The organism is Arthrobacter sp. FW306-1B-G06A (assembly GCF_058781765.1).
Genome location: NZ_JBYSXB010000015.1, coordinates 13,339 through 29,040, shown reverse-complemented (window position 1 = coordinate 29,040; position 15,702 = coordinate 13,339). Strand labels below are relative to the sequence as shown.

Annotated in this window: 9 protein-coding genes; 8 read left to right on the top strand and 1 reads right to left on the bottom strand. The window is 61.2% G+C overall.

Annotated features, from left to right (window positions below; translation table 11 throughout):
- Positions 1 to 60: 60 nt before the first annotated feature.
- The 7 genes from AC3WJM_RS09810 (at position 61) to AC3WJM_RS09780 (ending at position 10,996) form a co-directional block, all read left to right on the top strand.
- Positions 61 to 264: a hypothetical protein gene (locus AC3WJM_RS09810; RefSeq protein WP_492271771.1), complete on the top strand. Its 204-nt coding sequence runs from the start codon at positions 61 to 63 to the stop codon at positions 262 to 264.
- 776 nt (positions 265 to 1,040) lie between these two features.
- Complete coding sequence (locus AC3WJM_RS09805) at positions 1,041 to 3,197, top strand: amylo-alpha-1,6-glucosidase (RefSeq protein ID WP_492271770.1); 2,157 nt, start codon at positions 1,041 to 1,043, stop codon at positions 3,195 to 3,197.
- Between the two features lie 707 nt (positions 3,198 to 3,904).
- A complete protein-coding gene (locus tag AC3WJM_RS09800) occupies positions 3,905 to 4,663 on the top strand; it encodes an IclR family transcriptional regulator (RefSeq protein ID WP_492271769.1) in 759 nt (252 codons plus the stop codon).
- Between the two features lie 48 nt (positions 4,664 to 4,711).
- Positions 4,712 to 6,739 (top strand): hydantoinase/oxoprolinase family protein, encoded by a 2,028-nt coding sequence (locus AC3WJM_RS09795; RefSeq protein WP_492271768.1) that lies wholly within the window; start codon positions 4,712 to 4,714, stop codon positions 6,737 to 6,739.
- Positions 6,736 to 8,424, top strand: a complete 1,689-nt coding sequence (locus tag AC3WJM_RS09790; RefSeq protein WP_492271767.1) for a hydantoinase B/oxoprolinase family protein — start codon at positions 6,736 to 6,738, stop codon at positions 8,422 to 8,424. The genes AC3WJM_RS09795 and AC3WJM_RS09790 overlap by 4 nt, the downstream gene beginning before the upstream one ends.
- 68 nt (positions 8,425 to 8,492) lie before the next feature.
- Positions 8,493 to 9,827: an MFS transporter gene (locus AC3WJM_RS09785; RefSeq protein WP_492271766.1), complete on the top strand. Its 1,335-nt coding sequence runs from the start codon at positions 8,493 to 8,495 to the stop codon at positions 9,825 to 9,827.
- Positions 9,824 to 10,996 (top strand): aspartate aminotransferase family protein, encoded by a 1,173-nt coding sequence (locus AC3WJM_RS09780; RefSeq protein WP_492271765.1) that lies wholly within the window; start codon positions 9,824 to 9,826, stop codon positions 10,994 to 10,996. Before AC3WJM_RS09785 ends, AC3WJM_RS09780 begins: the two co-directional genes overlap by 4 nt.
- A 791-nt stretch (positions 10,997 to 11,787) precedes the next feature.
- On the opposite strand, the gene AC3WJM_RS09775 is transcribed toward AC3WJM_RS09780, so the two are convergent.
- On the bottom strand, positions 11,788 to 13,506 hold the full coding sequence (locus AC3WJM_RS09775; protein WP_492271764.1) for an acetolactate synthase catalytic subunit: 1,719 nt from the start codon (positions 13,504 to 13,506) through the stop codon (positions 11,788 to 11,790).
- Positions 13,507 to 14,318: 812 nt separating this feature from the next.
- Between AC3WJM_RS09775 and AC3WJM_RS09770 the strand changes: the two genes are divergently transcribed.
- Positions 14,319 to 15,557 (top strand): aspartate aminotransferase family protein, encoded by a 1,239-nt coding sequence (locus AC3WJM_RS09770; protein WP_492271763.1) that lies wholly within the window; start codon positions 14,319 to 14,321, stop codon positions 15,555 to 15,557.
- Positions 15,558 to 15,702: the final 145 nt, after the last annotated feature.

The window sequence follows — 15,702 nt, the reverse complement described above, 5'->3', positions numbered from 1 at the left end:
CGTCCAAGCAATTTTCACGTCCATGAGAGCCCCGAATTGAAAAGAAGAACGAGAGCCACCATGCCCACAACAGCCTCAAGGATCACCGTCAAAGTTGACGACCCCGCATCAAGGGACCGGCAACTTGAGCAGACGTGCGCCCGGCTACGCAGGGAAGCGACAGATCGCGGCATTCTCGTAACCAGGTTCGACCACACCACCTTCGAGGTCGCCCTCAGCCCCGACGTCCCGTTCGGCCTCACCCGTGAACTCGACTTACTCTGAATCAGAGCCGGCAGACGCGTCCCAGACAGCCCACGCAAGCACCCGTATCCTGTGCCCTCAACTCGAAAAGGACAGCCACGTGACCGAGCCACAACAAGGCGACCCGTACCTGGTAAAAGACCAGCATCACGAAGAAGCGGAGCAACACCCCCTGTTGATTTGGACGAGTCTCAGCCCCGGCGACCTCGTATCATTTCGAGGGCGCGGCACTAAGGACACTGTCGGAACGGTCGAGTCCAGGACAAGCGACGGCCTCGTCATCTGGATACGTGGCGATCTAAATGAAAGGACAGCATTCCACTTCCGCGACTGCCAATCCGTCCGCGTAGTCCAATGATCACCGCCGAGAGCCAGGCGCTTTTGAAACCTAACATGTCGGGTCCAAAGGGTACCCACTATCCGGTGCTACGGTTGCAACCCAGCGCCACGGATCCTCAGCAGACTGGAGTCCGCTGCGTGCCGAGCGGGAGCTGTGAACGCAAAACCGGCGGCGAAGACATTGATGGCGCTCAAACGCAAGAGGAAACGCTCGTGCGGCCCGCAGCAGCACAGCTTACAGGTCCGGCCGACCGCAACTGAGACGCGATCAAGCTTGTACCACACCTCTCGCTCCTGCCGAAGATATGCGCGATTTTTCTACCAGTGGGTGGCATCAGCGGGTGCACGGGCGTAGCGTCGGTTGGAGAAAATGAAGGCAGGGATGGATGGGTCGGCACATTCACGCGGTGCCGGTAGCGGTGCTGAAACCGTGATGTTAATCCTTTGTAGGAGCCGGGATGGCTGGATGGAATGTTGCCACTGCTGCCGGGCCGCTGGGTGCCGGGACAGTCACGTTGGTGGAGGGCTCATCCTTCTGCATCTCGTCGGCGAACGGGGATATTCATCCTGAATACCCTCACGGGGTTTTCTTCGAGGACACCCGGATCCTGTCCCGCTGGAATCTGACCGTCAATGGTGAGCCCTTGGAGCCACTGGCAGCCAAGACGAAGGAGCCCTACCGTGCCCTCTTTGTTGGCCGCATACCCCGCTCGGACGGGTACGCGGACAGCCCGCTGATCGTCGAACGCCTCCGCGAGGTAGGTGCCGGAATCCTGGAGACGATCACCGTCTGGAACCACTCGCTGGCCCCTGCCGAGTGCACGGTTTGCCTTAAAGTCGAGGTGGACTTTGCGGACCTCTTCGAGGTGAAAGAGGCCCGCATCCAGCGGCGTTGGGATGAGTCCCGCGAAGCCGACGGTGAATCGCTGACGATCCGGGCCGCGTGGCAGGATGTCCGGAAGAGCGTCGTCGTGTCGGCCAGCGGCGCCGACGTCGCATCGGAGGCCCTGACGTACCGTGCTGTTGTCCCGCCGCACGGACAGTGGAGCGCCAGCGTGAGCGTGGCCCCTACTATCGACGGAACCCGCGCAGTGGCGCCGTTTGTTCGTCCCAACGAGGCCGAAATGTCTCCGCGCGACCTGCGCCGGAAGGAGTGGGTGTCCAAGATTCCGGTGCTACGAATGGGCAATCGCTCCATCGAGCGGACCTTGCGGCGCAGCTACGACGACTTGGGAGCACTGCGCATCGAGGATCCTGACCATCCCGACAGGATCGTGGTGGCTGCCGGCGCGCCATGGTTCATGGCGCTGTTCGGCCGGGACTCGCTGTGGGCTTCCATCATGGCGCTGCCGGTAGATCCGTCCCTGGCCCTCGGCACCATCCAGACGCTGGCGGACCGCCAGGGCAGTGTGGTGAACGAGCTGAGCGAGGAGGAGCCGGGCAAGATCCTCCATGAGGTCAGACTTGACGTCTCCAGCGGGCTGGCCCTGGGCGGCAAATCCGCCTACTACGGTAGCGTCGACGCGACACCGCTGTTTGTGGCTCTGTTCGGGGAATTGAGCCGTTGGGGTTTCGCTACAGGTACGATCGTCGCCCTGATTCCCCATGTGGACCGGGCTCTGGACTGGATCCGGAACTACGGCGACAAGGACGGCGACGGGTTCGTTGAGTATGCCCGACTCAACGACCGCGGGCTGATCAACCAGGGCTGGAAAGACTCATGGGACGGCATCAACTTTGCGGACGGCAGGATGGCCGAACCGCCGATCGCGCTGTGCGAGGTGCAGGCCTACGTCTACAGCGCGTATTTGGCCCGCTCCTGGCTAGCCTACGACGCCGGCGAGGTGGAGTTGGCCGTCAAATACCGGGATCGCGCGGCACGGCTCAAACAGCAGTTCAACGAACAGTTCTGGCTACCCAACCGCGGCTACTACGCCATCGCCTTGGACGGCAGGAAGCGACCGGTCGACGCATGCGCTTCCAACATGGGGCACGGACTGTTGTTCGGACTCATCGATGAGGACAAGGCCCCGCTGGTCGTTGAACGGCTGATGTCCCCGGAGATGTTCAGCGGCTGGGGTGTGCGAACCTTGGCGAGCAACATGGGCGCCTACAACCCCGCGAGCTACCATAACGGGTCCGTATGGCCCCATGACAATGCCATTATCGTGGCCGGCCTACTGCGTTACGGCTTCGTAGCGGAAGCGCAGCGGATCTCCACAGCACTGTTTGAGGCGGCAGAGTATTCGAACGGCCGCCTCCCGGAACTGTTCTGCGGCTTCAGCCGCGAGCAATTCGACGAACCAGTGCCCTATCCCACAGCGTGCTCGCCGCAGGCGTGGGCAGCGACCACCCCGATCTATCTGGTGAAGAGCCTGATGGGCTACTACGCGGATGTCGCCCTTGGCGGCCTCTGGATGGATCCGGTGCTCCCGGAATCGTACGGAGATCTGCACATCACCAACGCTCCCATGGCCGAGGGCCGGATCACCATCGACATTTCCGGTCCCAACGCGTCGGTCCAGGGGTTGCCGGAGGGCATGCGATTCCAGCACGGAGCTCGCCCGTGGGCTGCTGACCTGGTGGAACAGGCTAGACGGCGCGGAACAGGCTAGCCGCGGTGGTTATCGGCTCCCAAGTGGCGCTGGGATGCGCATGGAACCCGAGCCTCGCCCGTCCTGGCCGTTCATTAGCGAAGGCTGCGTCTGCCATATGGCCCTCGCCAACGTTTGAAGCCAATGGCCCGAGGACTCTAACTTGCAAGTGGCCTCTGCGCATCCTGCCTGCAGTATGCGCAGTTGCCTAGCTGGCAACAAGCCCTGCACTCCCCTGCAGTGCTTGTCCAGAACTGACTGGAGCCTTAGCAATGGCCGGGAGTCCAGTCCATCCTGACGGCAGACGGACGTTCTGCTTCGCTCTGCAAGCGTCCTCCACTGTTCGCCCGCTACGGGAGGAACCAGAGCCCAGCCGCAGACATGGGATAAGGGCCGACACTCACTGGTTTGGTGATTCTAGGAGCAGACCATGCGCATTCTAGTGTGCTCCATTGCAGGAATTTTCTCGGTTGATGACTCCAGGTTATGGAGCCGCTCGATGCCGGATTTCGCCGGGATGAGTGAGGCCGAAGGCCGGACAGACCGCGCTCCGTAACACCAACCTTAAGGAGCGGGCTCGCCGTGTCCGGCGTCCATTGCGCTCGTTATCACGCGCACGATGCGCGTGGCCGGCACAAGATCAAGGCATGAAATTTGCCGGAACCCCTTGCAAACGTGACCCAGGTTACCTATGGTCATTCGGATCTTACGAAAGGCGTTTGCATATTATGAACACTTCGAGAACTTCGAGCACGGTCAGCTCAGCCCTGCAGATAATGCGGCTCCTTGCCACGCGGCCCGAAGGAATGAAGCTCAGCGATGTGGCGGCGGCTTGCGGGATCGGCAAGAGCAGCGCCCACCTCCTCCTAAGCACGCTTGTTGAGCAGGGATTCGCCCAGAAACTCAACTCCGGAAACTATGGCCTCGGGCTCACAGCATTCGAGGTCGGCTCAGCTGTCCCGGACAACGTCCGCTTCGGGGGTGCTATCGCACGGCCGATGCGCGAGCTGGCCGACGTGTCCGGCGAAGCAGTCTCGCTTGCCGTGGTCCACGGAAAACATGCCGTCATGGTCCAGCGCTTCGAAAGCCGACAGATCCTGCGCGCAGAGATCCGGATCGGTACCAGGATGCCCCTGTTCGCGTGCGCATCCGGCAAGTACTTCCTGGCCAACATGTCGAGGGAGGAAGTCGATTCGATCTATCCCGACCGGGAGCTCCCCCAGGGAATATCGCCCTCGAAGCTCCGCACGAAGGCAGCGTTGGTCGAGCAGTTCCAGGAAATACGGGACCGCGGCTATGCAATCAACATCGGCGAGTACGCCGTTGGCATCAATGGCCTGGCCACCGGCGTCCGGAATGCTGCCGGCGAGATATTCGCGGCACTCAGTATCGCCGGCCCCTCGAACCGGTTCGAGTACGAGCCCTGGGTTAAGCCTCTGCTTGACACGGCCCAGGCCATGACACTTATCCGCCAAAAACGCGGATAAGCCTCCGGTGGTCCAGGACCATCTTTTCCCTTTAGAAAGGTACAACCCATGACATACGTCGCAGGCATCGACGTCGGTGGAACGTTCACGGACGTCCTACTCTACGAAAAAGAAAAGCGAAAGCTCCGGCTCGCGAAGGTCTTTTCGACCCCCGCCATGCAAGCCGACGGACTCCTGAACGGGCTTCGCCAGTTCGGAGTTCCGTTGTCCGAACTGGATGCGCTCCTCCACGGAACCACGGTCGCCACCAACGCCGTACTGGAGCGCAAAGGCGCGCGAACGGCTCTGGTGACTACGCGTGGCTTCCGGGACGTCCTTGAACTGCGTCGCCGGGACCGCCCGACGACCTATGGTCTGACTGGCCAGTACACGCCCATCGTTCCACGCTCCAGGTCTTACGAAATCACCGAACGCGTCGGAGCCCGGGGGGAAATCATCACCCCACTGGACGAAGCCAACGTCGACGAGCTTATCGAAATCCTGCGGTGCGATGAGATCGAAGCGGTGGCTCTGTGCCTGATTAACAGCTACGTCAATTCCGACCACGAGCGCCGACTGGCCGCCCGCATCGAGCAGAGGCTGCCGGGCGTGTCAGTTTCGGCTTCTTATGAAATTTCTCCGCAGGCCGGCGAGTACGAGAGGGCGAGCACGACTGCGATCAACGCTTTTGTGTGCAAACAGATGTCCCTGTATCTGGACACTGTGCAGGAGCGGATGAACGCCGAAGGCTTCGGCCAGGACGTTCTGGTCATGCAATCCAACGGAGGCGTCATCCCAGCCAAGCAAGCCGGCCAGTTCGCAGTAAGAACCCTCCTTTCCGGTCCTGCCGCCGGCACGGTGGCTGCCGCCTACTTCGGCCAGGCCGCTGGTCTGCCGAACGTGATTTCCTGCGACATGGGCGGCACAAGCTTCGATGTAGCCCTCATACCCAATGCCTCGCCCTCGATCACCAACGAAAGCGAAATCGAATACGGACTGCCGATCAAGATACCGATGATCGACATCAAAACCATTGGCGCCGGCGGCGGATCCATTGCCAGCATCGACCGTGCAGGAATCATCAAAGTCGGTCCGGAAAGCGCCGGTTCACTCCCTGGCCCCGCCTGCTATGGGAGGGGCGGAACCCGGCCGACCATCAGTGACGCCAACATGGTGTTGGGCCGGATCGCTGCCACCCAGACTCTCGGAACCCAGGACGGGTTCCAGCTGGACTATCAGGCAGCCTGGGACGCCATCGAGAAGCACATCGCAACGCCTCTGAACATGACTGTCCACGAGGCAGCACTCGCCATCGTCCGAATCGCCAACGAAATGATGGCCAACGCTATCCGCATGGTCAGCGTCGACAAAGGTCACGATCCACGCCGGTTCTCGCTGGTCGGATTCGGCGGCGCCGGGCCACTGCACATCGCGGAGCTGGCCCGGGCCATCGGCGCCAAGTCCATCATCATCCCGCCGCACCCCGGAGCGCTTAGCGCCTTCGGCTGCCTCATGGGCGACATCAAGTACGACTTCGTCACCGCGGTCGCAACAGATGTCGCGGACTGCGCCGTCGACGACATCCAGAAAATCCTGGCCGAACAAAGGAACAAGGGCACCGACAAACTCGCTGCCGAGGGATTCACGCCTGAGGACATCGAGGTCGAACACATCGCCGTCTTGAGCTACGCCAAACAGGTGTACACCGTTGACGTGCCATTGGGATCCCGCGAGGAAGGATGGAGCGCCGAGGCACTGACCGAAGCCTTCCTCGGGCAGTATGCAGAAACCTTCGGCAGCCGCCAGCGCAGCGGAGCCATCAACCTGGTTTCCCTCCGCACTGTGATCACCGGGACCCGCGAGGACGTTGAATTTGAGGCACCGGCACCGACCCAGGCAACTGAGAACCACCGCACGGTCACCTTTGAAGATGGCCCCCACGAAGTCCCGGTCCTGCGCCGGGAAACGTTCGCGGAAGGACAGACCATCCAAGGTCCGGCAGTCATCAACCAAACGGACACCACCACGATCCTGCCCCCGCGCAGCGTCGCGGTCGTCCAACCCAACGGAAGTCTCGTCGTAGAGGTACAGGCATGAAAAACGAAATCGATCCCCTGACTCTTGCTGTAATCCGCGGCCGTCTGGAACAAATCGCGGATGAGATGGACACCGTTTTCGAGCGCATGGCGTTCTCGCCTGTGATCTCGGACGCCTGGGACCGCGCTGACGGGATCTACTCCGCCACTGACGGCAGCATGATCGTTCAGGGACACCGAGGACTGCCGATCTTCGTCGGCACCATGCAGTTCACCGTCGCCTCCGTCATCGAACAGTCCGCCGAGCACGCCCCCGGCGACGTCTACCTCATCAACGACCCATTCAGCGGTGGAACCCACATCATGGACACCAAGCTGGTGCGACCCTACTACTACAAAGGTGAGCTGTTTGCGTTCCTGGCCAACACCGGCCACTGGCCGGACCTCGGCGGCCGGGTGCCCGGCGGGTTCGGCGCCTCCGCCAGCGACTGCTACCAAGAGGGGCTGCGCATACCGGCAGTCAAGCTTTTCAAGCAAGACGAACTACAGACCGACATCGTCCGCCTCGTGCAGATGAATTCCCGGATCCCGGACGACGTCCTAGGCGACATAGACGCCCAGTCAACAGCCCTCCGGGTGGGCGACACGCGCCTCACCGAGCTCCTGGACGAGTACGGCGCCGAATCAGTGAACACGGTCATCGCCACACTAAGAGAACGCAGCGAAACGCAGATGCGCTCTTACATCTCAGACATCCCCGACGGGTCCTATTCATTCGTGGAAGTGATGGACAACGACGGAATCACCAACGAGCCCCTCCGCATCGACGCCCGACTCACCGTCAAGGGCGACGAGATGGATATCGATTTCAGCCATTCCTCGGCACCGTGTACCGGGCCCATGAATTCAGTCCGCGCCGCAACGATCTCCAGCACGGTAGTGGCCATCAAGCACGTGTTCCCTGATATCCCGATCAACTCCGGAATCTTCGCACCGCTGCACTTCAACCTGCCCGAATCTGTCTTCCTGAACGCCCAGCCACCTCGCCCCGTCGCCGGCTGCGCAGCAGAAACAAGCCAGCGCATCATCACCGCAGTCATGGGAGCCCTCGCCAGTGCGGTCCCGGAAATGGTTCCGGCAGGTTCCTCGGCCACTGTCAACAACCTCTCCATGGGCGGCATCGACAAAGACGGCGAACCGTACGTGATATACGTATTCCTCGGTGGAGGCTACGGCGGACATCTGCAAGGAGACGGACTCTCCAACGGCTGCTCTCTCATGAGTATCGGCCGGGTCCAGTCCATCGAAACCCTTGAACAGCGGTACCCAATCCGGTTTAACAGGTACGGGCTTCGTGAAGGCTCCGCGGGCGATGGCCGGAGCCGAGGCGGATTCGGGGTGCACTTCGAATTCGAGCTCACATCAGATCAGGCGCAGGCCAGCCTCCTCGGCGACCAATCCCAGACCCCGCCGCAAGGCCGCAACGGAGGCACCAACGGACTGCCGTCCTCGCCCTGGTTCCGTTTGGACGGCCAGACCGTTGTTCTGCCCATGGTCAGCAAGGGCGAGAACGTCTCACTCAAGAAAGGCGACGTTGTCTGCCTACGCACACCAGGCGGAGCAGGCTACGGCCTCCCCGCTGAGCGTTCCGCCGAAGCCATCGCTCAAGACGTCGAAAACGGCTATCTCACCGCCGAGGACGCCGCCCAGCGCTACGCCGCAGTCCACGAACTCCTACCCATCTAAATCCCCAGGTGGCAGTTGAAGGTGCCACTTCAACTGCCACCACTCTCACCAACACTAAGGAGCATAAAGTGAGTGAAGTAATGCTATCTCCCCAAACTGACAGACGATCGCTTAGAAAAGCGATCGCCGGAAGCCTCGTCGGAACCACTCTTGAGTGGTACGACTTCTTCCTCTATGGCTCGGCCGCGGCCCTGGTCTTCAACCGGGTCTTTTTCCCTTCCTTCGACCCGCTCACCGGCACCCTTCTGTCCTTCCTTACATTCTCCGTTGGCTTCATTGCACGTCCCATCGGCGGCGTCATCGCCGGCCACTTCGGAGACCGGATTGGTCGCAAGAACATCCTGCTCATCACCATCTCACTGATGGGCGGCACCACTGTCGCCATCGGCCTTCTGCCGGATTACAACTCGGTCGGAATGTTGGCGCCCGTCCTTCTGGTGGCCGCCAGGCTCCTCCAAGGCTTGGCGCTGGGCGGCGAATGGGCCGGTGGGGCCCTGATGATCGCGGAACGGGCGCCCGACGCGAACCGCGGCTTCCTGACCAGCTTCGTGCAGGTCGGCGTGCCCATCGGTACCCTGCTCAGCACCGGAGTGCTCTTCCTGATGTCTGCCTTCCAGTCGAACGACGAGTTCCTGGCTTGGGGCTGGCGTGTGCCCTTCATTCTGTCCGCAGTCGTTGTCTTCATTGGCGTCTACATCCGACGCCAGATCGAGGAAACCCCGGCATTCCTTGCCTTGGAGGAAGCCCGCCAGACGAAGCCTAAGCGCACGCCGATCGTCGAGGTCTTCCGGAAGCAGCCGGGCGAAGTGTTCCGCGTCATCGGCATCCGAGCCGGCGCGGACATCGTCTACTACACCTGTGTCACCTTCATGCTCACCTACGTGGCCCAAAGCCTCGGGCTCCCCCGTGAAGTCGGCCTGATAGCCAGCCTGATCGCCGCCGCGATGCAGATCTTCACCTACCCCGCATTTGCCGCGCTGAGCGACAAATTCGGCCGCCGCCGGGTCACGGTCTTTGGTGCCGTTGGCTGCCTGCTCTGGGTCTTCGCGTTCTTCCCCCTGATGGACACGAAGAGCTCCCTGCTCATCGTCCTCGCCGTGGTCCTCGGCCTGTTCTTCCACTCCGCCATGTACGGAGTACAGGCCTCGTGGATTTGCGAGCTTTTCGACACCGAACACCGCTACAGTGGCGCCTCCGTCGGATACCAGCTCTCAGGCATCGTTGGCGGCAGCCTTGCACCAACCATTTCCTTGTGGCTTCTCGGAACGTTCCACACCACCTTCGCTGTCCAGCTTTACGTCGCCCTCGGATGCTCGATCGTGGCCATCACAGCCCTCAACGCGCGTGAAACGCGCGGCGTGAACATCCAGCCCGCCGCTTCAAATGAGGGGCTTGAGCGATGACCGCAACAACCACCTCGATCACCACCACTTTGCACAAACACGCCCTCAAGGTCTTGCCAGGCGGCAATACGCGGTCAACTGTTTTCGTTCCGCCGAACCCGCCATATGCAGCCAAGGGTGAAGGTGCCTATGTCACCGATGTAGACGGCCACACTGTCATTGACTGCAACAACAACTACACCGCTCTGATTCACGGCCACCGCTTCGAGCCCATCATCAACGCCGTGCAGGCAACCTTGAACTTCGGCACAGCTTTTGGCCTGCCCACCGAATCAGAGATCGATCTCGCCACCGAACTGACCCGCCGGCTTCCCGCCGCAGAACAATGGAGATTTGTAAATTCGGGAACCGAAGCCGTGATGCAGGCCATCCGCATCGCACGTGCCTACACAGGACGCGACCTCCTGGTCCGTTTCACCGGCAGTTACCACGGAACGTCGGACGCGGTCGTCGATACTGCCGCTCCCGGTATCCCGAACAACATCAACGAGTCGGTTATTTCCATCCCAGTCGGCGACGCTGTCGAGTACACCAGGGTCATTCGCGAGCACGGCCCAGAGATTTCCGCCGTGATTCTCGACCTCATGCCGAACCGGGCAGGGCTCGCGCCGGCCGATCCCGAATTTGTGAACCTCGTCCGCCAGACGACAGAAGCAATCGGAGCACTGCTGATCTTCGACGAAGTTATCACCTTTAGGTCAGGTTTCGGGGGGCTGCAGGAGCGATACGGAATTGAACCCGACCTAACCACCCTAGGGAAAGTGATTGGTGGTGGATTCCCAGTCGGCGCCGTCGGCGGCAAGACCGAGGTTATGGCAGTGACCAATCCTGCCTTGTCCGGAACGATTGCCTGGGGTGGAACATTCAGCGCGAATCCGGTGACGATGAGTGCAGGTCTGGCGGCCCTAAAGGCCTACGAGCGGGCCGACATTGAACTCCTGAACACAAGAGGAAACGCTCTGCGAGGGGAGCTGCAACAGGCAGGCGTCAGGTGTTCGGGCTTCGGATCCCTCATCAGAATCTTCCCCCAGGACATGACGACCACGTGGTGGAAGGCCTACAACGAAGGCCTGTTGCTGGGGACGAACGGGCTCATTTCCCTTTCAACCATCATGGACGATAACGACATCGAGCAGATCCTTCAACGGACGATTAAGATCTCGTCATGAACGAGGTGGGGCGCGGAACAATCACGCGCCCCACCGGCTTCTGTTTCGGGTGCGGCCGCATCAGATCTGCGTCGAGGCGGCCCGAGAGTCGGCGATTGCGTTCATCCCACTGACGCTATCTGGCCGCGCGGAGAGGTCGGTTTCGCCGAGGCCACGGTCAGGCTCGCGGACGAAATCGTAAACAGCGCAATGTTCCCGTCCGGCTCTCCTACTCGGGCAAAACCGTCGACAGCGTATCACTGTCGGTCGGACCGATGCCTTCTTCGAACGTCATTTCTACGCGTTCGCCGTCCCATGCGGCGTCCCGTCAAGCAAGGTCCGCTACTACAACCTCAAAGCCCTGGTCGTTACGGTTAGCTATTTTAGCCGCCAGCGGGTAGAGACCGAGCGCTGGACCGCGTTCCGGCCTGTTCCCCGTCTGGATCTCTTCAATCGCTAGCCGGGTCGCTCAAAACGGTTGGTGGTTCAGCCGTTGGTCTTGTTATGCAGGGACGAGTATGGCGTCAAGTCTGTGTCTGGCAATAGTTCGGATGTCATTGGCCTTGTTCCGTCTGCCTGGAGGCGATCAATTCGCCTCCTCGTAAACCTCTGGGGTCACGCGCCGAGGCTAGGCAGTTCTGGGTCCCGATGTAGAAAATGACGGTGCTCATCTACTGGGCCAAGGCCGCCCTTGCTCACTCAGCCATCGCAGGGAACAGCCTGATGACCGCCCCAGCAACGTGCTGACGCGGTCATGAGGTGCCAAACTGAACCCCGCCATGAATATAGTCCCGCTGACCGAGTCTTGTTCATCAGGAAAGTTGATTCGCGGCAAGGACTTCCGCGCGTGCTTCCCACTGGGTGATGGGCGGGTGCTCGTTGGGAGACACGATTACCTCGACCAAGACCGGACGCCTCGAAGCAAGCGCCGCCTCCAGCGCTGGCCGGAGTTCGGTGCCGCGCTCGACCCGAACGGCGTCCATGCCTACGGCACGAGCGATAGCCGCGTGGTCGACGGGAGAGAATTCACAAGCGGACGTGCATGCTTCGAACTGCACGAATTCCGCGTGGCGCTGGAATCCCAAAATCTGGTTGTTAAGGACGACGACGGTGACCTGCAATGACTCCCTCATCATTGTTTCCAGCTCAGACCACACGTGCCCGAACCCGCCGTCGCCGGTCAGGCAGACGACTCGTCCTCCCGGATCGGCCACCTGTGCGCCGAGTGCGAAGGGAAGTCCCCAGCCCAGGCCGGCCAACCCGCGGGGCGTCAAGAAGCGCTGCCCGACCCGCTTGGCCCGCAGATAGTTGGTGGTCCACAGCGAGGAGTAACTGGCGTCGGCCGTGAAGGTCGTCTCGCCATCCGTCAGCTCATCGAGCAGAGCAGCAACGCTTTGTGGCTTGATTGACTCCCCGGGTTCCGCAAAGGACGTGATGACTGCTTCGCGGGTGCGCCGTACCTCCGCGATCTCTGCAACTACTGCATCACGTCGGTACCGCCGATAACTGAGGTCCATGCCGGCGAGGACGTCATTGAGATCGCGGAGGGCAAGTTTTGCGTCACCGACCACCCGGACTGATGCGTAGTTGCGGCCGACCTCGTTACCGTCGCTGTCGATGTGGATGACCTTCGCAGATCCAGGGTAAAGCGTCCAAGCGTCCGTGCCGTTCTCGTTGGTGCGTGAGCCCACGAGCAGGATGACATCCGCTTTCCCGAGCAATTCACGGGCGAGGCGCTGCGGTGATTCCTTGCTCATCGCATTTCCTGTGACCCCGATCGAGAGGTCATGGAGCTCGCTGACGGCGCCCTTGCCCATGTTCGTCGTGGCAACGGGCAGCGCGGCCAATTCCTGCAGCTCTACGAGTTCCTCCACCGCTCCGGAAAGGTGAACGCCGCCTCCTGCGATGACGACGGGGTATTCAGCGGCGCTGAGGATCTCCGCGGCGCGGTCAATCGATGCGGCATCGGGACGTACCCGGTCCAAGGGGAACGATGCAGACGCTCCCTCCCGGGGACGGTCGCTCACAGTGGGTGCCTCCAAGATGAGCAGGTTCTTCGGCAGGAGGAGTACCACGGGCCCAGGACGGCCGGATAAGGCTGCCCGCAGTGCAGCCTCGACATACTCCTCGGTGCGCTCAGGGTCGCGCAGGGTCTTGATCCACTTGGTCACACCTTCAAAGAGCTTGTAGTGGTCGAGCTCCTGGAAGGCGTTCCGGTCAGCGGACGTCGTGGGGACTTCCTGCACAAGGGCGAGCATCGGCACGGAAGCCGTCATCGCCTCCGCCATCGGGGGAACCAGCAGCGTCGCGGCCGGCCCGTTCTGCGCTCCGATAACACCGATCTTCCCCGAGCGGCGGGCAAACGCATCGGCCATTGCTCCACCAGCGTTCTCGGTACGGTAGCTAACCTGTCGAAGGCCGTGTCTCTCGGCCGCAAGAAAGAAGGCAGAGGGCAGGCTCTGCCCGAAGACGTTATCAACCCCATTTCGTTTCAGTACTTTCGCGATGACATCCGCGACTGTGTTGGTCATTCGACTATCTCCTATATGTCTAGGTGCTCGTCGTCTCTCGAGAGCACACCATTGACCGCTTTGGGCCAACTGCATGGCCCGCCCGTGAACCCGGCTTGGCCACGCTGCCCGACCGAGCGACTGCATCCGCCGATCCATCAAAAACACGATGAGGCCGCACGCTGGAATCTTTGCCACCGTCAAATTCTCGCCGACCAATTTCGACCAAATGTTCGCGAGCCGAGCACACTCACGGCACTCTTGCCGCCGCTAACACGACGAAGAGCATCGAGCCCGGCGTGGTCTCCTCTGGATAACGAGGCTGGAGTTCCCGGCAGCCTGCCATCGTCCCGGGGCTAAAGCGACTTACCGTGGTCATTCGCATCCGTGCGGTCACACTTTTGTTCATTTCCATGAAACCTTCTGTGTGCGCGGGCGTCCAATAGAAACTTCAGCACCACCGATAAGAAGAAATTATCGGCCTCTTGAGAGCCCATGGCATGGTCTCCGAGGTAGATCATTCCTGCAAGATTCGCGGGCCCTCGCCGGGGTTGAGCAGGGCCGCCTGGCCATGGGATCCGCCCGATAAGCCCTGCTTATGTACGTACCGGATTCTTTTATTGGAGGCGCTGAGATGGCGGGTGCTCTAATTTATCCATCCCAACTGATGTCAATAGAAAGGACATTAAGATGAAAAGAAGTGTTTCCGCCTCAAGCGCCGTAGTGCGGCATCGCCCGAGTCACCTGAAAGCTGGAACCAGCTCGTGACACCCCGGAATTTGGATGGATCGGTTCGCTACATGGACCGGGCGCGTACGTTGATCCCCCGGGGGGTGACTTCATCGCGACGGGCCATGCTGCGACCCACGCCCCTGGTGTTCAACCACGCTGAGGGAAGCCGGGTCACGGACATCGATGGCAATACCTATGTGGATTATGTTGCCGGATACGGTCCGATGCTCCTCGGTCACCAACCCGAACCCGTTATCACGGCGGTTAAGAAACAACTGGCGGCCGGAGTCCTGTACGGCGGCCAGCATGAGGCCGAGGCTGAACTCGCCGAGCGCATCATCCACATGGTGCCTAGCGCCGAGCGGGTCCTTCTTAACGTGACGGGCAGCGAAGCGGATCAAGCCGCCGTGCGGATCGCACGGGCCGCGACCGGCCGCACGGCGGTCATCAAATTTGAAGGTCATTACCATGGCTGGATCGACCCGCTTACAGCCAATGGGCCCGGTAGCGCTCCTGGAACGGGGCCCTCGCCCCGACCGGTGCAGGCGGCCAGCTACAACGTGGTGGGTCCCGGGATTCTTGTGTGTCCATGGAATGATGTGGAGGCTCTTGCAGATCTCCTTCGCCGGCACGGTGCCGATGTCGCCGCGGTCATCATGGAGCCGGTTGCGGTCAATGGAGGCAACCTCTGGGCAGACGATGGGTATCTCGCGGCCGCAAGGGAGCTGTGCGACGAATACGGTTGCCTTCTCATTTTCGACGAAGTCGTGACCGGCTTTCGATTGGCCCCCGGCGGTGCCCAGCAGCGACTCGGAGTGGTGCCAGATCTGACTGTACTCGCCAAGGCGCTAGGCTCAGGATTTCCAATCAGTGCCGTCGTCGGGCGAGCAAACGTCATGCGTGTCGCGGAGACGACCGTAGGCCACGCTGGAACATACAACGGCAATGCTCTCGCGGTCGTAGCGGCCAACGCGACGTTGGAAACCCTTGAAACCAACCGAGCTGCCGTCTATCCGCGTCTCGAAACCCTTTCGACGAGCCTTGCCCAAGGCATCAGGGAACGAGCTGCCAATCATGGCGCGCCTCTCCAGGTACTGCAGGCAGAGGGACTGTTACGTCTCCATTGGAACGCCCCAACTCCCGTACGCACGTACTCCGACTCATTGGCAGGACAAACCAACCCTCTGCAAGACTTCTCAGAGCAACTCATTAGACGCGGTATTCACGCACGCGAGACCGGCCTTTGGTACATCTCTACAGTCCACACGGACGCAGACATCGAACAGACGCTAAGCGCTGTCGACGAAGCCTTGGCGCAGACCGTCGCGGGACGAGAGTGAACGACGCCATGCCTCAGGGCACAACCCCACCCCGCTCCCCGGCACAATAACGGATTCGCACCCGCGGAGCACGTCACCAAAACGCAAGCCACGGTTCAAGAGTCTGTACCGTGTACCGCTTCCGCAGCGCCGGTGGGAAACCACT

Bases quoted from the DNA above. Each gene is read 5' to 3' on its own strand.
- AC3WJM_RS09810 (WP_492271771.1), top strand. From the start codon at position 61: ATGCCCACAACAGCCTCAAGGATCACCGTCAAAGTTGACGACCCCGCA.
- AC3WJM_RS09775 (WP_492271764.1), bottom strand. From the start codon at position 13,506: ATGACCAACACAGTCGCGGATGTCATCGCGAAAGTACTGAAACGAAAT.
- AC3WJM_RS09795 (WP_492271768.1), top strand. From the start codon at position 4,712: ATGACATACGTCGCAGGCATCGACGTCGGTGGAACGTTCACGGACGTC.
- AC3WJM_RS09800 (WP_492271769.1), top strand. From the start codon at position 3,905: ATGAACACTTCGAGAACTTCGAGCACGGTCAGCTCAGCCCTGCAGATA.
- AC3WJM_RS09805 (WP_492271770.1), top strand. From the start codon at position 1,041: ATGGCTGGATGGAATGTTGCCACTGCTGCCGGGCCGCTGGGTGCCGGG.
- AC3WJM_RS09780 (WP_492271765.1), top strand. From the start codon at position 9,824: ATGACCGCAACAACCACCTCGATCACCACCACTTTGCACAAACACGCC.
- AC3WJM_RS09790 (WP_492271767.1), top strand. From the start codon at position 6,736: ATGAAAAACGAAATCGATCCCCTGACTCTTGCTGTAATCCGCGGCCGT.